The sequence below is a fragment of the Rheinheimera muenzenbergensis genome (assembly GCF_036984005.1).
GTDB classification, from domain to species: domain Bacteria; phylum Pseudomonadota; class Gammaproteobacteria; order Enterobacterales; family Alteromonadaceae; genus Alishewanella; species Alishewanella muenzenbergensis.
This window is the reverse complement of record NZ_JALAAR010000004.1, coordinates 297568-316747: the sequence shown is the minus strand read 5'-3', so window position 1 is coordinate 316747 and position 19180 is coordinate 297568. Positions and strand designations below refer to the sequence as shown.

17 protein-coding genes are annotated in these 19180 nt (G+C 50.3%); 14 read left to right on the top strand and 3 right to left on the bottom strand.

The window, feature by feature from the left end:
• Positions 1–201 precede the first annotated feature (201 nt).
• The 7 genes from MN202_RS07080 to MN202_RS07050 all read left to right on the top strand — a co-directional run bounded on the left by MN202_RS07080 (position 202) and on the right by MN202_RS07050 (position 7274).
• Entirely contained in the window at positions 202–1110 is a 909-nt protein-coding gene (locus MN202_RS07080; protein WP_335735396.1) for a hydrogen peroxide-inducible genes activator, read from the top strand.
• Between the two features lie 90 nt (positions 1111–1200).
• Positions 1201–2226, top strand: a complete 1026-nt coding sequence (gene queA, locus MN202_RS07075) for a tRNA preQ1(34) S-adenosylmethionine ribosyltransferase-isomerase QueA (protein WP_335735417.1) — start codon at positions 1201–1203, stop codon at positions 2224–2226.
• A gap of 278 nt (positions 2227–2504) precedes the next feature.
• Positions 2505–3647 carry a tRNA guanosine(34) transglycosylase Tgt gene (gene tgt / locus MN202_RS07070; protein ID WP_335735395.1) on the top strand — a complete coding sequence of 381 codons (1143 nt, stop codon included), beginning with the start codon at positions 2505–2507 and terminating at the stop codon, positions 3645–3647.
• A gap of 20 nt (positions 3648–3667) precedes the next feature.
• Positions 3668–4009 (top strand): preprotein translocase subunit YajC, encoded by a 342-nt coding sequence (yajC, locus tag MN202_RS07065; RefSeq protein ID WP_335735394.1) that lies wholly within the window; start codon positions 3668–3670, stop codon positions 4007–4009.
• A 19-nt stretch (positions 4010–4028) separates the two neighbouring features.
• The gene (secD, locus tag MN202_RS07060; RefSeq protein ID WP_335735393.1) at positions 4029–5882 is read left to right on the top strand and encodes a protein translocase subunit SecD; all 1854 of its coding nucleotides are present in this window, start codon (positions 4029–4031) and stop codon (positions 5880–5882) included.
• A gap of 10 nt (positions 5883–5892) precedes the next feature.
• Positions 5893–6840 (top strand): protein translocase subunit SecF, encoded by a 948-nt coding sequence (gene secF / locus MN202_RS07055; protein WP_335735392.1) that lies wholly within the window; start codon positions 5893–5895, stop codon positions 6838–6840.
• Between the two features lie 62 nt (positions 6841–6902).
• Complete coding sequence (locus MN202_RS07050; RefSeq protein WP_335735391.1) at positions 6903–7274, top strand: rhodanese-like domain-containing protein; 372 nt, start codon at positions 6903–6905, stop codon at positions 7272–7274.
• A gap of 183 nt (positions 7275–7457) precedes the next feature.
• On the opposite strand, the gene suhB is transcribed toward MN202_RS07050, so the two are convergent.
• On the bottom strand, positions 7458–8261 hold the full coding sequence (gene suhB, locus MN202_RS07045; protein WP_335735390.1) for an inositol-1-monophosphatase: 804 nt from the start codon (positions 8259–8261) through the stop codon (positions 7458–7460).
• 253 nt (positions 8262–8514) lie between these two features.
• On the opposite strand from suhB, the gene MN202_RS07040 reads away from it, so the two are divergent.
• Together MN202_RS07040 and MN202_RS07035 are read left to right on the top strand one after the other, a co-directional pair.
• Positions 8515–9246 (top strand): complement resistance protein TraT, encoded by a 732-nt coding sequence (locus MN202_RS07040; RefSeq protein ID WP_335735389.1) that lies wholly within the window; start codon positions 8515–8517, stop codon positions 9244–9246.
• Entirely contained in the window at positions 9247–10065 is an 819-nt protein-coding gene (locus MN202_RS07035; RefSeq protein ID WP_335735388.1) for a complement resistance protein TraT, read from the top strand.
• On the opposite strand, the gene MN202_RS07030 is transcribed toward MN202_RS07035, so the two are convergent.
• Positions 10062–11312, bottom strand: a complete 1251-nt coding sequence (locus MN202_RS07030; RefSeq protein WP_335735387.1) for a mechanosensitive ion channel family protein — start codon at positions 11310–11312, stop codon at positions 10062–10064. The genes MN202_RS07035 and MN202_RS07030 overlap by 4 nt on opposite strands.
• 96 nt (positions 11313–11408) lie before the next feature.
• On the bottom strand, positions 11409–12149 hold the full coding sequence (locus MN202_RS07025; RefSeq protein ID WP_335735386.1) for a ferredoxin--NADP reductase: 741 nt from the start codon (positions 12147–12149) through the stop codon (positions 11409–11411).
• A gap of 210 nt (positions 12150–12359) precedes the next feature.
• Here MN202_RS07025 and MN202_RS07020 point away from each other — a divergent pair, with 210 nt between their 5' ends.
• The 5 genes from MN202_RS07020 (at position 12360) to MN202_RS07000 (ending at position 19138) form a co-directional block, all read left to right on the top strand.
• Positions 12360–12980, top strand: a complete 621-nt coding sequence (locus tag MN202_RS07020; protein ID WP_335735385.1) for a hypothetical protein — start codon at positions 12360–12362, stop codon at positions 12978–12980.
• Positions 12981–13059: 79 nt separating this feature from the next.
• Positions 13060–16308 (top strand): nSTAND1 domain-containing NTPase, encoded by a 3249-nt coding sequence (locus tag MN202_RS07015; RefSeq protein ID WP_335735384.1) that lies wholly within the window; start codon positions 13060–13062, stop codon positions 16306–16308.
• 24 nt (positions 16309–16332) lie between these two features.
• Positions 16333–16710: a DP-EP family protein gene (locus MN202_RS07010; protein ID WP_335735383.1), complete on the top strand. Its 378-nt coding sequence runs from the start codon at positions 16333–16335 to the stop codon at positions 16708–16710.
• A gap of 201 nt (positions 16711–16911) precedes the next feature.
• Positions 16912–18687 (top strand): S8 family serine peptidase, encoded by a 1776-nt coding sequence (locus tag MN202_RS07005; RefSeq protein ID WP_335735382.1) that lies wholly within the window; start codon positions 16912–16914, stop codon positions 18685–18687.
• 13 nt (positions 18688–18700) lie between these two features.
• A complete protein-coding gene (locus tag MN202_RS07000) occupies positions 18701–19138 on the top strand; it encodes a hypothetical protein (protein ID WP_335735381.1) in 438 nt (145 codons plus the stop codon).
• Positions 19139–19180 lie beyond the last annotated feature (42 nt).

The window sequence follows — 19180 nt, the reverse complement described above, 5'->3', positions numbered from 1 at the left end:
TATTACGTTATAACAAAAAATTACAGTATTCAAACCTATATTAATTATGTATTTAAAATGGGTTGTTTTGTTAATTTTTAATGTTGCTAAAATGGGTTTCGCTGTCGGCCACCTGTGGCGACTGCTTGCAATCTGCGCTGGCTGCAGGTAGTTTTAACCACTAATTTTAGTTTTAATTCGTATTTTTAATCGGAATAAATAATGAAGCGTCTGCCCAGTATTAAACAGCTGCAGTATCTGTTGGCATTACATGAGTATCAGCATTTTGGCCGCGCAGCCGAGGCCTGCTACATTGGCCAGTCGACACTGAGTGCCGCTATTGCCAATCTGGAAGAAACCATGGCAGCGCAGTTACTGGAGCGCGATCACAAAACCTTTATTTTTACTCCGCTGGGGGAAGATGTCGTCCGCCAGGCCCGCTATATTATTGAGCAGTGTGAAGAGCTTACTGATTTTGCCAAATGTCAGGGCAAGCCGATGGCGGGGCCATTCCGGCTGGGGTGTATTCCTACCATAGCGCCCTTTGTACTGAGTGAAGTGATGGCGCAATGCCGTCAGCAATATCCTGAGCTGCAGTTGTTGTTGCGTGAAGACACCTCAGACAATTCATTACATGCACTGGCCGAAGGCCGGTTGGATATGGTGCTACTGGCGCTGCCGTATGAAACCGGCGCTTTTCATACCGAGGTGCTGGCGCAGGACGCATTTAAACTGGTACTGCATAAAGACTGGCTCGACCGTGGTTTTAATCAGGATATCAGCCAGTGGCCGGATGAAAGTATCTTTTTACTCGAGCGCGAACATTGTTTAACCAACCATGCAGTAAAAGCCTGTGAGCTGGAAGACAGCCGCAAAGTTAACCCGTTTTTCGCCACCAGCCTGCATACGCTGACCCAGATGGTAAACAATAAATTAGGCGTAACCTTTATGCCGCAAATGGCAATTAACAGTGGCGTGCTTGATGGCACTGAATTACTGGCGCAGTCGCCGGGTACCGCGGCCGCCTATCGTGATATAGGTGTGGCCTGGCGACCTACTTCTACTAAGGCCCGCAGTTACCGTTTGATGGCGGATCTTATCGCTGCAGTGCTGGCAAATAAGTGCCGCTGATCTGTACTTTCTGCTAAAATGCCGGCTGTTTTTATACAGCCGTGCCCTCTGGTCGGTAAAGCCAAGGATCCCTCTATGTCAGTAAAAAGTATGCAAGTTAAAGATTTCTCATTTGAGCTGCCTGAGCAGCTGATCGCCCGTTTCCCCAAAGCTGAGCGCTCGTCCAGCCGATTGCTGGCGCTGGATAAACACAGCGGCGCGTTACAACATCATATTTTTAAAGATCTGGCAGACTTTCTGCAGCCTGGAGATTTGCTGGTATTTAACAATACCAAGGTGATACCTGCCCGTTTGTTTGGCCAGAAAGCCTCTGGCGGCAAAGTTGAAGTGCTGGTAGAGCGCATGCTGGATAATAAACGCTTTTTGGCGCACGTGCGGGCCAGCAAGGCGCCTAAGCCCGGCACTGAGTTAGTGCTGGAAGGCGCCGCCAAAGTCATAATGAACCAGCGACATGACGAATTGTTTGAGTTAGAGGTTATCGGCGATGAGCCGGTATTAGACATGCTGGAACGGTTAGGCCATATGCCGTTACCGCCTTATATCGACCGGCCGGACACCGAAGAAGACAAAGCGCGTTACCAGACGGTGTATAACGAAAAGCCAGGTGCGGTAGCGGCACCTACCGCCGGTTTACACTTTGATCAGCCGCTGCTGGATAAGCTAGCAGCCAAAGGCATTGAATTTGCCTATGTTACCTTGCACGTTGGTGCCGGTACCTTTCAGCCGGTACGGGTAGACAACGTACTGGAGCATAAGATGCATGCCGAATATATCGAGGTACCACAACAGGTGGTCGATGCGGTAGCTGCCTGTAAAGCGCGTGGCAATAAAGTTGTGGCTGTGGGCACAACGTCGGTGCGCTCACTGGAGTCTGCCGCACAGCAGGGTGACGGTAAGCTGATTGCTTACAATGGCGATACACAAATTTTTATCTACCCGGGTTACAGCTTTAAGGTGATAGATGCGTTAATCACTAACTTTCACTTGCCGGAATCTACATTGATTATGCTGGTATCTGCATTTAGTAGCCGCGAACATGTAATGAACGCCTATCAAACAGCGATTGCTGAACAGTACCGGTTTTACTCTTATGGCGATGCGATGTTTATTCGCTAACTGGCTAGTTTGATTCAGGTGTAGGCCCTGCGGCCGGGATATGCTAACACGACGTCGACGAAGCCGGTGCCGGGTGTTCTTATGTAGCAGCGGCAGGGATGCCGAGCAGGCTGAGACAGCACAGGGATGTGCTGTTGAAGGCGGCGAAATAAGAATTTCCCGGCACCGGCTTTTGCACCAGGTTAGACACATTCATAGTCGTTTAGCTTATCGCGTTTAAGCTGCTATAATCGCGGCGCAAAAAAGCCGGACTGTTTCTCCGGCGTATGAGGATAGCAATGAAATTTGAATTAGATACCACCGATGGCAAGGCCCGCCGTGGCCGGCTGATATTTGACCGTGGCGTGGTAGAAACGCCAGCCTTTATGCCGGTAGGCACCTATGGCACGGTAAAAGGCATGACACCGGAAGAGCTTGAAGCCACTGGTGCGCAAATTTGCTTAGGCAACACCTTTCACCTGATGCTGCGCCCTGGCACCGAGATCATCAAAAAGCACGGCGATCTGCACGACTTTATGCACTGGCATAAACCTATTCTGACTGACTCGGGCGGTTTTCAGGTATTTAGCCTGGGCGAGCTGCGTAAAATTACCGAAGAAGGCGTTAAATTCCGCTCACCGTTAAACGGCGAGCGCATCATGTTAACACCGGAACGTTCAATGGAAGTGCAGCGCGATTTGGGCTCCGATATCGTGATGATATTCGATGAATGCACGCCGTATCCGGCCACGGAGCAGGAAGCGAAAAAATCAATGGAAATGTCGCTGCGCTGGGCCAAACGCAGTAAAGATGCGCATGGCGATAACCCATCGGCCTTGTTTGGCATTATTCAGGGCGGCATGTACCCGAACCTGCGCGATGTATCATTAACCGGCCTGGAAGACATTGGCTTTGACGGCTACGCCATTGGCGGCTTGTCGGTGGGTGAGCCGAAAGAAGACATGATCCGCATTTTAAACCACACCACCGATAAAATGCCGGCACACAAACCGCGCTATTTAATGGGCGTGGGCAAGCCGGAAGATATCGTCGAAGCGGTGCGGCGTGGCATCGATATGTTCGACTGTGTGATGCCAACCCGTAATGCCCGCAACGGTCATTTATTTGTCAGTACCGGCGTGGTAAAAATCCGCAACGCCAAATACAAAGACGATATTGGCCCATTAGACGCAGAATGCGATTGCTACACTTGTAAAAATTATTCCCGTGCATATTTACACCATCTGGACCGCTGCAATGAAATTCAGGGCGCCCGGCTTAATACCGTGCACAATCTGCATCACTATCAGAAGCTGATGCAAGGATTGCGTGATGCCATAGCCGCTGGTAACTTGGAGCAGTTTGTCGCACAGTTTTATGCTAAGCGTGATATGGCTGTACCGTCATTGCACGCTGTTGATACCAATAAAGAACAACATTAATCACAATTAAGGGGACACTTATGAGTTTATTTATCAATAATGCCTATGCTCAGGCAGCTCCGGGCGCACAACCACAAGGTGGTGGCTGGGATCTTATTATCATGCTGGTGGCCTTCGGTCTGATTTTCTACTTCCTGATCTACCGTCCGCAGGCAAAACGGGTAAAAGAGCACCGTAACCTGATGTCAGCACTGGCAAAAGGCGATGAAGTGTTAACCCAGGGTGGTTTAGTGGGCCGTATCAGTAAAATTGCTGACGATAAAGACTTTGTTGTTATCGCCCTGAACGACACGACTGAAGTTACTGTACAAAAAGCCTCGGTCAGCGCCGTGCTGCCAAAAGGCACGTTAAAATCTCTGTAAGCAGCAAAAGGACCGCAAGGTGTTAAATCAAAACCCGTTGTGGCGTTACTTAGTGGTAATCAGCGTTTTGCTGGTTGCCCTGTTGTATGCGCTGCCCAATTTATATCCGGAAGATCCGGCGCTGAACATCAGCGCTACCCGTGGTGGCGTGGTAAGTGAGCAAGCCCGTACTGAGCTGGCGCAGAGCTTTGCTGCGGCCAATATCGGTGTCAAATCGGTTGAGCTTAATGATGGCCAGATCCTGGCGCGCTTTAGCAGCACTGAAGATCAACTGCAGGCTCGTGAAATTGCCGCGCAAACGCTGGGTGCTAACTATGTTACTGCGTTGAATCTGGCACCGGCAACACCAGACTGGTTAACAGCCATTGGCGCCTCGCCAATGAATCTGGGCCTGGATTTACGCGGTGGTGTGCATTTCCTGATGGCGGTGGATATGAAAGCCGCGCTGGATAAAAACGTCAACGATATGGTGCAAACCTTTCGTGCCGATCTGCGTGAAGATAAAATTCGCTACCGTAGCGTGCAGCCAGATCTGGCCAATAGCCGGGTTATTTTAACCCTGCGTGAAGCTGCCGATGCCGTTGCTGCCGAAGCCGCGTTAAAACAGCGTGATCGCGAACTGGTATTCAGCCAGGGCAGCGATGAGCTGACATTGTTGGTCGGTATCAGTGAAATTCGCTTAAAAGAAATCCGCGAATATGCGCTGGAACAAAACATCACTATTATCCGTAACCGGGTTAATGAAATTGGTGTGGCTGAGCCGTTGGTGCAGCGTCAGGGCGCCGATCGCATCGTCGTGCAACTGCCGGGCGTACAGGATACTGCTACTGCGAAAGAAATTCTCGGTGCTACCGCATCACTGGAGTTTCGTTTAGTAGATGAAGAGGGCGATTTAGCCGCCGCGCTGGAAGGCCGGGTGCCGCCTAATGCCGAGTTGTACTACACCCGTGATGGCCGGCCTTTATTGCTGGAAAAACGCATTATGTTAACCGGTGAGCATATCACTGGCGCTAACTCAGCGTTTGACGAATACAGCCGGCCGCAGGTAAGCATTAAACTGGATGCCAAAGGCGGCAACATGTTGTCGGCGGCGACGCGCGACAGCATTGGCCGACGCATGGCATCGGTGTTTATTGAATATAAACCCGGCACCGAAATTGGTGCAGATGGCAACCCGGTGCTGATTAAGCAGCAGGAAGTGATCAACGACGCCACTATTCAGGCGCGCCTGGGCCGTGATTTCCGCATTACCGGTATCGACTCACCAGGTGAAGCACAAAACCTGGCTACTTTACTACGCGCCGGTGCGCTGATTGCACCAATTCAGATCATAGAAGAACGCACCATAGGCCCGAGCCTGGGTAAAGAAAATATCGATCTTGGTGTAACTGCTATTCAGTGGGGCATGATCGCCGTGCTGGTGTTTATGGTGATTTACTATAAAGCCTTCGGTATGGTTGCTAACCTGGCCCTGGTAGCAAACCTGGTACTGATTGTTGGTGTAATGTCGATGATCCCGGGCGCAACGCTAACCTTACCGGGTATGGCGGGTATTGTCTTAACGGTAGGTATGGCAGTAGACGCTAACGTGCTGATATTCGAGCGTATTCGTGAAGAACTAGCCGAAGGCCGCTCAGTGCAGCAGGCCATACATCAGGGCTATGATCGCGCCTTTGCCACTATTGCCGACTCTAATATCACCACTTTGTTGGTGGCGTTAATTTTGTTTGGTATTGGCACCGGCCCGGTTAAAGGCTTCGCGGTAACACTGGCTATTGGTATTTTAACCTCGATTTTCACGGCAGTAGTGGGTACCCGCTTGCTGGTTAACCTGTTCTGGGGCGGTCGCCGCCTGCAGTCATTGCCGATATAAGGATTTCAGCATGCAAGTATTTTCGTTTACCCAGCCGCTGAACTTTATGCGGTTAAAATGGCCAGCCATAGCGCTGTCTGTGCTGCTGATTATTGGCTCTTTAGTGTCTTTTGCCACCAAAGGCATTAACTGGGGCCTGGATTTTACCGGTGGTACTGTTATTGAAGTCGGCTTTGCCCAACCGGCAGACTTACCGGCTGTGCGCCAGACACTGACAGCCGCCGGCTATGGTGATGCGGTAGTACAGTTGTTTGGTACCAGCCGTGATGTGTTAATCCGGGTGCCGCTGCGTACGGATATTGATCAGTCTACGCTGGGCGATAGCGTCATTAAGGCGTTAAACGCCGCCCAGGCTGAACCGGTGACCATGCGTCGTATTGAGTTTGTTGGCCCCAGTGTTGGTCAGGAACTAAAAGAAGACGGTGGCCTGGCAATGCTGGTGGCACTGATCGGCATCTTGTTATACGTTACGATGCGCTTTGAATGGCGTTTATCGGTGGGTGCAGTAGCGGCGTTGTTTCACGACGTCACGCTGACCATGGGCTTGTTCTCGGTGTTGCAACTGGAATTTGACCTGACAGTGTTAGCGGCAATACTGGCGCTTATTGGTTATTCAATAAACGATACCATCGTGGTGTTTGACCGCATCCGCGAGTGCTTTCGTAAACTGCGTGATACCAGTGTCGACGACACCATTAACGATGCCATTACCGCAACGTTAAACCGTACTGTCATTACCTCTTTAACCACAGTGTTGGTGTTGGTGGTGCTGTTTTACATGGGCGGGGCGCTAATTCATGGTTTTGCTACGGCCTTGCTGTTTGGTATTGCCATTGGTACTTACTCATCGGTGTATGTCGCCAGTGCGATAGCGGAAATTCTCGGCATTAGCCGTGAAGATATGCTGCCACCGCCGCCGATTGAGAAAGAAGGCGAAAATACTGACGCCTTGCTGTAATTACGCGGCTAAAGATGCTAAAAATGCCAGTCACTGACTGGCATTTTTTTTGGATAACGCAGATGAGTAAACAGCACGCCCCCGGTTTTTTAGCCCTGGTAGAGCAAGCCAAAGCGCAGATTAACGAAATTAGCATTACCGAGCTGCAACAGCATAATCAGCCTTATGTGTTGCTGGATATCCGCGAAGATCATGAATGGGCTGCCGGCCATCTGCCAGAGGCAATGCATTTGGGTAAAGGCATTATAGAGCGCGATATCGAGCAAACCGTGGCGGATAAAAAGCAGAAAATCGTGCTGTACTGTGGTGGCGGTTACCGCTCGGCTTTGTCGGCGCAAACGCTGCAGCAGATGGGTTATCAGAATGTGTTTAGCTTAATGGGTGGCTATCGGGAGTGGTGCGAGCGTAAGTTACCGGTAGAAGTGCCAAAGTAATTAGAAAGTCTTGTGGTGCAAAAAAGGCGTGATGCTACACGCCTTTTGCTGTTGCTATAGTCTGGAACCCCGATGCGCAGCCACAGAGTGTCTGAGCAAGCCAGGGATGGCTTGCGAGTTGCTGTGGCGAGCACAGCGGGTGTTGCAGACTATGCGGCCTTACATCAAAACCATCAGGCGTGATTAGCGCGATAAGGCTTCAGTCAGGTGTGGCCGGATACCTTTTAACATCGCTGCCAGTACTTTCGGGCTGGCTGCAACAATATTGCCACTGCGCATCTGGTTGCTGCCACCTACGAAGTCAGATACCAAACCACCGGCTTCACGCACAATCAGCTCGCCGGCAGCAATGTCCCATGGCTTTAAGCCAATTTCAAAGAAACCGTCAAAACGGCCGGCAGCAACATAGGCTAAATCCAGCGCGGCAGAGCCGGTACGACGTACATCGGCCGCATCGGCTAATAAGCTGCTTAACATAGCAGCGTGCGCCGGTAAGTGCGTTTTGTTTTTAAACGGAAAGCCGGTAGCTAAAATAGTGCCTTGCATATCAGCCAGGTTGGTTACCCGAATACGGGTACCGTTTAACTGGGCGCCACGGCCACGGGATGCGGTAAATAGCTCACCGCGCAGTGGATCAAAGATCACTGCCTGGTCTAGTTTACCCTGATGTTTTAACGCGATAGACACCGCAAAGTGCGGAATGCCTTTAACAAAGTTGGTGGTGCCGTCCAATGGGTCAATGATCCATTGAAATTCACTGTCGCTGTTGCCGTAATCACCATGCTCTTCGCCAACAATACCGTGGGTCGGGAACGATTTTTTCAACACCTGAACAATGGCTTGTTCAGCTTCTTTGTCAACGTTGGTGACAAAGTCATTAGTGCCTTTCTGAATTTTCTGAACCATATCTAACTGGCCACAGGCACGAGCGATCACGTTACCCGCGCTACGGGCAGCGCGAACCGCGATGTTTAACATCGGATGCATAGTAATTACCTTATTTGAAAAGAGCAGTGTAAAATTTGGTCAAAACAGCGGCGCACATTGTAGCGGCTACGCAGCAAAAGTAAAGGTAAAAGCAGGCTGCACGGCAAAACAGTGGCATAAAGTTACGCTTGCTTACAAAAATTGCCGCAGCTAAAGCATGCTATTGCTATAACATTGGTGACAATATTCACAGTCCGTTCAGTAAAAAACGCCTAATTTAACGCTATTCACCTGCTATTAAGGATGCCAAACCATGAAAACCTTGCTGATGTCGGCTATTGTTGTTACCACGCTGAGTTTATCCGGCTGTGGCGCCATGCATACCGCAGTGGCCAAGCGTAATTTAGATGTGCAAACCAAGATGAGCAGCTCAATCTTTCTCGATCCGGTCGAACCAGAGCAGCGCACTATTTATGTTGATATTCGCAATACCTCAGATAAACCCGAGTTTGATTTAAAACCGCAAGTCATTCAAAACCTGCAGGCGCGCGGTTATCAGGTAATTGACAGCCCGTCCCGCGCCAATTACTGGCTGCAGGCCAATGTGCTACAAGTGGGCCGAAGCAACGCCCGTGATACCAATGGTGCGCTGGCTGCCGGCCCCGGCATCGCCGGTGGTGCCGTTACCGGCTATGCTATTCACCGGGCTACCGGTGGTAGTTCAGGTGGCGCTGCCATAGGTGCTGCTGTGGGTGGTGCCGTAGTGGGCACAGTGGTGGATGCGATGGTAGAAGACGTGTACTACAGCGTGATAACCGATATTCAGATCATGGAACGTTTTGATGGCAAAGTCAGCGAAAGCTCACAGCATCAGTTATTGCAGGGCGACAGCGGCAGCACGACGTCAAGTTATCAGCGCAGCAGCGACATGCGCAAATATCAGACCCGGGTAGTCAGCTTTGCTAATCAGGCAAATTTAAAGTGGCCTGAAGCCGAGCCGCAACTTACCCAGGGTATGGTAAGGGCACTGGCCGGGTTATTCTAAATGCGGCTATTGCTGTTACTTTGCCTGTGTAGCCTGCTCGGCGCTTGTACTGCTGTACATACGTCGGTAGCCAAGCGCCATTTAGATGTGCAGACCCGCATGAGCCAGACGGTGTATCTGGACCCGGTAGAGCCTGAGCGGCGAACTATTTATTTAGATATCCGCAATACCACGGCCGAATACCAGTTGCCGCTGGCAGAAGATGTACGCCAGTTTATGCAAAGCCGCGGTTACACCCTGACTGACTCGCCGCTGGGCGCGCAATATTGGCTGCAGGTTAATGTGCGCACGGTGTTAAAAGAGCAGCCAGGCAAAGTACTGATGCAGGAATACGGCATGACCGAGCGTGAAGTGCATGAGCTGCTGCAACCTGGCATGGCACCGCCACCGGAGCCGGAAACCGCAGAGCAGCGTACCGAGCGTTATAACCGCAATGCGGCAGTCTTTGTTGATACCAGTATTGCCACCGATTTGGATGGCAAAGACGTGGCCCGCGCGCTGCTGGTGCTGGCGGCTTTTGCCGGCGCCGAGTATATCGGTAATCAGCTGGTGCAGGATAAGTACTACACCATGCTGACCGATATTCAGATCGCCGAACGTATTGCGCCTGACAGTGAACAAAAGGTGCAGGAGTACAGTGAGCACCAGTTGCGACAAGGTGACAGTGGTGCGATAGAGCAGTTATGGCAACGAGATACGGATATGCGCAAATATCAGCTTAAAGTAGTCAGCTTTGCCAATAAGGCCAATTTGCAATGGCAGGATGCCGAGCAGCCACTGCATCAGGGGCTGCTGCGTTCACTGGCCGGTATTTTTTAACCGGCCGGTTTTAGTACCTCACTCAGCGCCCTGACATCCATGCCACTGGGATGTTGATACACCCTTAAGCCAAACTCCGGCAGAATAGCCAGCAAATGGTCAAAGATATCAGACTGAATACCCTCGTATTTCAGCCAGGCGGTGGTATTGGTAAAGCAGTACAGTTCCAGTGGCAGGCCATCGGCAGTTGGCGGTAATTGCCGCGCCATCAGCGTCATATCCTGATGAATACCGGGGTGGCTTTGCAGATAACGTTCGACATAAGCGCGAAAAGTACCAATATTGGTAATACGGCGGGTATTCACCGGCTCTTTACCGGCGTCGGCCAGCTTATCATTCCAGTCGTCAATTTCGCTCTGGCGGCTTTGCAGGTAGTCCTTTAACAACTTAAACCGGCCCAGCCGCTGCTTCTGCTCGGCATCTAAAAAATGCACACTTTGCTGATCCAGTAACAGGCTGCGCTTAATGCGCCGGCCACCCGACTCCTGCATACCTCGCCAGTTTTTAAACGGATCGGTCATAAAACGGCGGGTCGGAATAGTGGTGATAGTTTTATCCCAGTTTTGAATTTTCACCGTATGCAGCGCAATATCTATTACATCGCCGTCAGCATTCAGTTGCGGCATTTCAACCCAGTCGCCAACCCGTAACACATCGTTAGACGATATTTGTACGCTGGCCACCAGCGACAATATCGTGTCCTGAAATATCAACATCAGTACGGCGGCCATCGCACCCAGGCCTGAGAGTAAAATCAGTGGCGAGCGATCAAACAGCGCGGCAATTATCAAAATTAACGCAACGGCATAGATAGCGATTTTTATCACCTGGATATAGCCTTTAATTGGCTTTATCCGCGCATCAGGCCGCTCTTCATAAATGGAGTTTACTAAATCCAGCAGGCTGCTAAGCGCCAGTGCTATGGTCAGGATGACAAAGGCGTTGCACACATTAACGGTGACGGCGGTAAGGGCAGGTGGTACGCCGGCAATATGCACTATACCGGTAGAAATGATGAGGGCCGGCACTACATTAGACAGCCGTGATACAAAGGTAAACTTTTGTACCACCAGTTGCTCGTCTATGGGGGTGGAGCGTAAGGCTCTGAAGATACCGGCAATTAAAATGCGTTTTACGACAAAATTACCCAGCCAGCTAAGCAGTAACAGCGCACTGAGCCAGAATGCCAGCGCCATATCCGGATGTTGCTGCAACGCAGCCTGCACCGGTTGTATTAATTCTTCCACACTTGTCCTCCGTAATCAGTGGCATAGCGTGGCATAGCTTACCCTGATGTAAGCTGAATGTCGTTGAAAAAAGCCTCTGCAGCCAGGTAATTGCAGTTACCAGTATTGCTCTACGGTGATATTGCCGGGGTCGCGGCGCAGGTTTTTTTTCAGGCCCAGGTTTTCCAGCGCGGCTTTAGTGTCTTTTATCATCTCAGGGTTGCCGCACAGCATTACCTGAGAGCGGTTAGTCAGGCCTTGATGGCAAACACTTTGCAGCTCACCGGTTTGTATCAGCTCAGGCAGGCGTTTACTCAGCGCACCACTTAGTGCTTCGCGGGTCACGACCGGTTGATAATGCAATTGGCCCGGATATTGATGCTGGCAGTGGCTAATTAATTCGCGGTATACCAGATCGCCAATGGTGCGCACACTGTGCACCAATACTATATGAGCAAAGCGCTGATACAGCTGATGCGTGTTCAGCATCGAGATATAAGGGCCAATACCGGTGCCGCTGGCAATCAGCCATAAATTTTCGCCGGCCGGTACTTCATCCAGCACAAAAAAGCCTGATGCCGGCTGGCTTATCTCAATACTGTCGCCCATTTTAAGCTGCTGTAGCAGTGGTGACAGCTTGCCTTCAGCCACAGTGCTGACTAAAAACTCCTGTTCGGTACTGCCCGGGCTATTTACCAGTGAATACGCGCGCTGCAGCCGGCCGTCTGCTGTGTTTAGTGCCAGCCGGACAAACTGGCCGGCGATAAAATCAAAGGCAGCGGTTCGCACTTTCAGGCTAAATAAATTTGCATGCCAGTGATGATTATCGGTAACGGTGCCATTAATCCATTGCGCCATGGTGTTATCCTGTTGCTTTAGCCTAGCCCAAGCCTAGCAAAGCCATCGGCTAGTACAAGTACTGTTTGGCGTAATGCACTGTCAAAATATTTTACACTGCCCACATCGGGTTGGCTGTGGCACTAATAAAGTTGTTGAATACTAACAATAAAAAATAAAGGCATAATTTTTGCTGGGCGGTTACAGGAAAGCAGTTAAAGGAAGTGTGTAGTGAAGCAGTCAGTCGTAGCCTTATTTGTTTTTGTTTCCTGGTTTAGTAGTATTGCCGCCCACGCCGGTATTATCAGCTTCACCGATCGCAGCTTGTTTGAAAGCTTTATCAACGACTTTGTGGTCGATGAATTTAATGATATTAATTTAGGGCCGGCTTTTGGCCGCAGCCGCGCCGGTTATAGCTGGACGATGGATGATTATGGCTGTGTGGACAGTTTAGGTTGTACTTCGCCAAACTCTGTTAATCCTTTTGTCGGCAACAACAATAACTGGATTTGGACCTACGGCAGTGGCAGTTTTAACTTTAACTTTGGCATTACCGCTTTTGGTTTTGACTACGTAAACCCCTATAACAGTAACACGGCACAATTGGGTCTGAACACTATGCTAAGCGGTGTGCAGAGCAACGGTGCATTTTTTGGTATCGCCAGTACTGATGGCAGTTATTTACCTGCTATAGCCTATCTGCAATCTCAAAGCTTTATGGGCTTTGACAACCTTACCTATTCCATCACGGCTAATGGTAGTTCAACACCGATCCCCGAGCCCTGGCCACTGGCCGTATTTGCGCTGGCTCTGGTAATGTTTACTTTACAAGCCCGCAAAAAACGTAGCTGAGCTTAGCTTAAGCGAACAGACTAAACTAATGCTGCAGTGCGTGTTATGGTAGCCTTATGTTATTCGTTTAAGCCTTTGTATGCGTGATACCTTTTTCTTTGCCGACTGGCAGGTAGACCCTGCCGCCAATACCTTGCGCCGCGGTAAACAGCAACAGCAGCTGGAACCCAAAGCCATGGATGTGCTGGTATTGTTATGCCGCCACGCCGGCGAGGTACTTAGCAGCGATGATATCGTGACGCAGTGCTGGCCGGGCATCGAAACCGGCGACAACCCGCTGCACAAAACCTTAACCCAGCTGCGTAAAGCGTTGGGTGATAGCGCCACAGCTCCAACCTACATTGAAACCATCCGTAAGCGCGGCTACCGCACCTTGGCTGAAGTGCGCTTTCCGCTCGGGCAGGAGCAAAGCGTACAACAGCAAAGCTGGCAGCAGGGATCGCCATTCCCCGGTTTGCAGGCCTATGATGCGCGCTATGCCAGTGTGTTTTTTGGCCGGGGCGCGCAAATTGATACCTTGCTTAGCCGCATCGCCCAGCAAATTAAATTCGGCCGCGACTTTTGTTTATTGCTTGGGCCCAGTGGCAGCGGTAAATCGTCGCTAATTAACGCCGGGGTTATGCCCAATTTAATGCAGCCAGGTGGTTTTAACGGCATAGAGGTAGTGTCATTCAGCAGCCTGGATTTAGCCGATGTCAGTGCCGGCCAGTTATATAGCAGCCTGGCCAGTACCTTATTAGACTGGGAAATAAAAGACGCGCCGGTGTTTGCCGGCGACAGCGCCGCCAGCCTGGCAGACAAACTGCAGCAGGATCCACAGCAAGTATTGCAGCACTGCGTCAGGCTACTGGCCAATAACCGCCAGCACTGCCGCCGTTTTGCCATCTTTGTTGATCGCTTAGAGGTGCTGCTGTCTTCGCCGCTGTTTAGCGAGCCACAGCGCAGCCAGTTTGTTAGCCTGCTCGAGCAGCTTGCCACCAGCTCAGCTGTGCTGGTGATTAGCGCCTGTCGCAACGAGTTTTACCCCGATCTGGTCGACTACCCAAGCTTAATGGCCGGTAAAGCTAAAGGCGCCCATTTTGACTTAGCCGCGCCCGGCCGGGCCGATTTACTGCAGATGGTGCGCTTGCCAGCATTGGCTGCCGGGCTCAGCTTTGACAGCGATGCAGCCACAGCGCTGGCGCTGGATGAAATTCTGGTGCAGGAAGCCGCCAGCAACCCCGACGCCCTGCCAATGCTGCAATACACGCTGCAACAGCTGTACCTGCAGCGCAGCAGTGACAATAAACTATTGTTTTCAGTCTATAACGCCCTGGGCGGTATAGAAGGCGCCATAGGCAAAAACGCTGAACAGGCAATTAAAGGCTTAAGCAAAGCCGAGCAGGACAGCCTTCCTAAGGTATTGTCGCTGTTAGTTACGCTGCGTGAAGACGAGCAAAGCATTACCAGCCGCAGTGCGCGTTTAGCGCAATTACAAACCGATGCTGAGCGCGCCCTGGTCAATACCATGGTAGAGCAGCGCTTGTTTGTGTCGCACCTGCAACACGGTGAGCCCTGCTTTAGCATTGCACACGAGGCACTGCTGCGGCGCTGGCCGCGCGCCACCGCCTGGATAACAGAGCATCACGACAGCTTAAGTGTAAAAAGCCGGCTGTTGCATTTAAGCCAGCGCTGGCGTAGCGAGCAACAAAACAGCGCTTATTTACTGGCCGAAGGCAAACCACTGCAAGAAGCGCTGTTGCTACAGCACAACCGTTTATTTCAGCTGGAGGCAGAAGAAACCGAGTTTATTCAGGCCTCGAATGCCAAAGCGCGGTTAAAACGCTGGAGCCGCCGCGGCACCTTCGCCATCTTATGTTTACTTACTGTAGCCGCGGTAACTATGGGTATTCGCAGCTTTCAGGCTGAGCAACAGGCACAGCAAAAGCGGCTGGCGGCAGAAAACCTGCTCGGCTTTATGGTCGGCGACTTTGCTGACAAGCTGCGCAGCATCGGCCGCATGGACTTACTCGACGGTATCAGCAATAAAGCGCTGGAATATTTTACCGACTACAGCAGTGACGACAGTAATTTAAGCATTGAAGCCCGCTTGCAGCACGGCCAAACGTTAGAAGCCATGGGTGAGGTAGCTTACTCGCGCGGTAAAACCGACGAAGCCATAGCCGCATTGCAAGCGGCCCGGCTGCAGTTAGAGGCCGTACTGGCGCAGCAGCCGGATAATTTAGAGCTGTTAAAAACCTTAGGTGCCAATGCCTTTTGGCTGGGGCAAATACAGTACGACGCCAGCAACTGGCAAGGCACCCAGCCGGAGTTTGAGCGCTATTACCAGTACAGCGAACGGATGTATGAACTGGCACCGGAGAACCTCGACGCTATTATGGAGCTGTCCTACGCCACCAATTCGTTAGGCTCACTGGCAATGAAGCAGCAGCAGTTTGATAAAGCGCGGCAGAATTTTGAAGAGTCGCTAAAGCTTCGATTGTTGGTTCAGAGCCGGCAGCCAGACAATAAACAATTGCTGGCGGATATTGCCAATACGCGTTCATGGCTGGCAAATATTGCCCTCGCTGAAGGTAATGTGCATTTAGCTATTGAAATCCATCAGAAATTGCAGGCTGAACTGGTTAATGCGAAAGCGAACCCGGAACCTTATTTACTTGATATTCTGTCAAGCAGCTATCAAAGGTTGGCAGATTTAATGATTTTTCAAGGGAAAGTCGAGGAAGCGCAAATAGCCTCTGCACGTGGACTGCGCGCATTGTCGCAGGCGATAGAACAAGATTCCGCAAACAGCAGGTGGCAAAGAAACAAATACTTTCTGGATTATCAACAATTTAATATAAGTTCGGGTTCAAGTGTGTGGCAGATTGAAAATAATTTAATAGCGCTTATCGAAATGCTGGATGAACAGAAAAATGTACTTTCAAGTAATAATCGTAAAGATATTACAGCTATGTTGTGGCTATCTACCGCTAGGCAACTACAGGACATTGGTCAAATAAAAAATAGTAAAAAATACATTGATTTGGCGATTCGCTCTTTCACTGAGCTGAGCGAACTGTACAAGCAAAATAGTGTTTACAGTGTAGCATTGGCGGAAAGTCAGCTACTACAAGCTAAGGTGTTATTTGCAACCGGTAGCACTGATATGGCGGAACATCTATGTGGTCAAATTGGAGACTCTTTGATTGGGATTACCGAAAAAAACAAAGAGCCAAGATACCTTGTTGCTTATGCAAAAGCGCTGGATTGTCTGGGTGAACTAAGCAACGAACAAGAACTTATCACTATGTTGCAGCAAAATGGCATAGTAAGTTACAACTTTTAACCCACAACCATAAGGAAATATATTATGCCTTTAACCCAAGCCGCCAGCTTAATTCAGGTGGTAGTTCACCTGGAAAATGGCGAGCCGGTATTTAGTTACCAAACTACATCTGGCCAACCCTTAGACAATGGTGATGTTACCGTCACTGAAGCCGGCACCATTACCTATCAGCTTATTGATAATACTGGCAAAGGATTAAAGTTTACAGGTGTTGGTTTTATCACCCCGTTTGACGGCATTATCGATGCAATTACTATAAGCAGTGATGGCCAGCTGGTGCAAATGCTGGATATGGATCGCAGTGCCGGTACAACTAAATTCCAGTTTGTACTAAGCAATGCTGCAAATACGCTGTTGGTGCTAAGTCCGGATCCTGAAGTTAAAAATGATCCAACCCCTTAAAGTAATTTAAGCCCCGCAAGGGGCTTTTCTTTAACTGCAAAAAACCTTTTAAACGCGATTTGTATCGCTTTCTGCACATCCTGGATTATCACAAGTTACTAACAGCTTGCCGCTGCGCGTTAAATACGAAATAATCCGCTAAATGCATGATTTCAATATTTTTAAAACCAAAACTCAATATAAGTAAGGATAGTGCGCTATATGCATGTTAAAAAAACACTATTATGCAGCTGCCTGCTAACGGCTTTTAGCAGCCTGGCGACTGACAATTTAACCGGCGGTGATCCGCTAACGCCATACCAATGGCATTTGCATAACAGCGGCCAGCAAGGCCTTGGCGCAACAGCGGGTAAAGCGGGTGCAGATTTAAACCTGCTAACCACCGACTTGCTGGGCATTAAAGGTGCAGGTGTTACGGTAACGGTTATTGATAGTGGAGTAGAGCTTACCCACCCGGATTTAGTTAACAACATTGCGCCGGGCTCGCTAAACCTGCTTACCGGCGGCACTGAACCAGTCGACAACAGCGGCCACGGTACGGCTGTAGCCGGTATTATTGCTGCCGGGGCTGATAATAACTTGGGCGGTCGTGGCGTTGCGCCAGAGGCCAGTATTGTTGGCTTTAATTATCTGGACGCGCAGTCGATGAGCGGCTGGTTGCAGTCGCATGGTTTGCCAGTTAACGGCGCTGCCAGCTCGCGCGTGTATAACCAAAGCTACAGTAGCAAACCAGCTATGTTTGCCGATTCTGACGGCGAGCTAAGCCTTAGTTTGCAGTTAAAAGAGCAGGTAATGCGCAATGTTAGCCTTAGTAGCAATAATGGCTTGGGTGCCTTATTTGTAAAATCGGCCGGTAACGCTTTTAAATACTACGATACCTTTATTGGCGATAGCGAATTTCGCGTCTTGCCGTTTGAACAGCAGCAGCGTTTTAACAACGCCGGTTTGCCATTTCATAATGCTAATTTAAGCGCTGATAACAGTAGTTTCTGGAATTTAGTGGTGTCGGCTTACAACTCCAATGGCCGTTTGGCGTCGTACTCCTCTGTTGGGGCTAACGTGTTGTTAACCGCACCCGGTGGTGAGGCGGCTGGCCAGCAAGCTGGCATTATAACCACCGATCTTAGCGGTTGTGAAAACGGTTTTAATAGCACTTTCAGCAATACCGATCAGGCGCTACAAGTAAGTGGCTTAGACGCTAGCTGTGAAGCCACCGCGGCCATGTATGGCACTTCTGCGGCAGCGGCTGCAGTATCTGGTGCGGCTGCGCTTGTAATGTCGGCCAATCCGCAACTGGACGCAAGAACGGTAAAACATATTCTGGCAACAACAGCGCGTAAGATTGATGCCAACCACAGTGGTATTGACCTTAGCTTTACTGACAACAGTGGCAATCAGCTTAGTTACAATGCTATACCGGGCTGGCAGCAAAATGCAGCCGGCTATAACTTTCATTATTTTTATGGCTTGGGCACGGTAGATGTGGATGCGGCGGTAGCCATGGCATTGCAAACCACTGCGTCGTTACCGGCGCTGCAAATAGCCGGCTGGCACAGCAATAATACAGCGCTGACTATTCCGGATGCCAGTGTCGCCGGTGTGCAGGACAGTATGCAACTTACAGACAACCTGACTATAGAAGCGGTGCAGCTTAAGTTCAGCGTAACACATCAGCGTATGCGCGATTTAGCCATAGAGCTTATCTCTCCGGCCGGTACCCGCAGTGTGCTGCTAAGCCCGCGTACCGGTGTATTAAATGTCACCGGTGATACTGTGCATAACGCTGTGCTGCTAAGCCAGCATTTTTATGGCGAACCCGCTGCAGGCGAGTGGCAAATCCGCGTGCTTGATACCGACAGCGGCAACAGCCAAACCCTGGTGTACAACAAAGACACCGGTTTGCTGAGTATGAATGACACTAACAACAGCACCGACGGCATACTGCAGTCCTGGTCGCTGCGTGTGTATGGCCATTGATTAAGGAGCTTTTATGAAACCTGTTTATTTTTTATCTGCCTTAACTTTGGCATTTAGCATTACAGCGCCACTGCAGGCGCAGGCTGCCAGCGCCATTCAGCCCGGCAGTGCTATTTTGGCCAACCTGGCCAGCCAGCACAATAACGCAACTGCTTTACAGCCGGGCGATATACTCAGCGACAGCCAGAATGCAGCAGGTTATCAGCTAACCGGTGAACTGCTATTGCAACTGGCCCCCGATGCCGATTTTACGGCTCTTGCTGCTGGTTATAAGCTGCAGCTTAAGCATAGCTTTGGCGATATAGTGGTGGTGACATCACAAAATATAAACCTTACACAATTGCTGGCGCAGTTAAAGCAGGAATCAGGAATATTGCAAGTAAGCTATGACCTGCGGGAGTTGGGGTTAAGCCCAGATCCAGAAGTGAAAAACTTGCCTCCAATACCTTAAGCAGTAATTACACTGTTAGTGCTTTGCTCCAATACGTAACTT

Excerpts from the sequence above, each read along its gene's own strand:
- MN202_RS07035 (WP_335735388.1), top strand. The coding sequence starts at position 9,247 with ATGCGGCTATTGCTGTTACTTTGCCTGTGTAGCCTGCTCGGCGCTTGT.
- MN202_RS07080 (WP_335735396.1), top strand. The coding sequence starts at position 202 with ATGAAGCGTCTGCCCAGTATTAAACAGCTGCAGTATCTGTTGGCATTA.
- MN202_RS07010 (WP_335735383.1), top strand. The coding sequence starts at position 16,333 with ATGCCTTTAACCCAAGCCGCCAGCTTAATTCAGGTGGTAGTTCACCTG.
- queA (WP_335735417.1), top strand. The coding sequence starts at position 1,201 with ATGCAAGTTAAAGATTTCTCATTTGAGCTGCCTGAGCAGCTGATCGCC.
- suhB (WP_335735390.1), bottom strand. The coding sequence starts at position 8,261 with ATGCATCCGATGTTAAACATCGCGGTTCGCGCTGCCCGTAGCGCGGGT.
- MN202_RS07005 (WP_335735382.1), top strand. The coding sequence starts at position 16,912 with ATGCATGTTAAAAAAACACTATTATGCAGCTGCCTGCTAACGGCTTTT.
- tgt (WP_335735395.1), top strand. The coding sequence starts at position 2,505 with ATGAAATTTGAATTAGATACCACCGATGGCAAGGCCCGCCGTGGCCGG.
- yajC (WP_335735394.1), top strand. The coding sequence starts at position 3,668 with ATGAGTTTATTTATCAATAATGCCTATGCTCAGGCAGCTCCGGGCGCA.
- MN202_RS07015 (WP_335735384.1), top strand. The coding sequence starts at position 13,060 with ATGCGTGATACCTTTTTCTTTGCCGACTGGCAGGTAGACCCTGCCGCC.
- secF (WP_335735392.1), top strand. The coding sequence starts at position 5,893 with ATGCAAGTATTTTCGTTTACCCAGCCGCTGAACTTTATGCGGTTAAAA.
- MN202_RS07000 (WP_335735381.1), top strand. The coding sequence starts at position 18,701 with ATGAAACCTGTTTATTTTTTATCTGCCTTAACTTTGGCATTTAGCATT.
- MN202_RS07025 (WP_335735386.1), bottom strand. The coding sequence starts at position 12,149 with ATGGCGCAATGGATTAATGGCACCGTTACCGATAATCATCACTGGCAT.
- MN202_RS07040 (WP_335735389.1), top strand. The coding sequence starts at position 8,515 with ATGAAAACCTTGCTGATGTCGGCTATTGTTGTTACCACGCTGAGTTTA.
- MN202_RS07050 (WP_335735391.1), top strand. The coding sequence starts at position 6,903 with ATGAGTAAACAGCACGCCCCCGGTTTTTTAGCCCTGGTAGAGCAAGCC.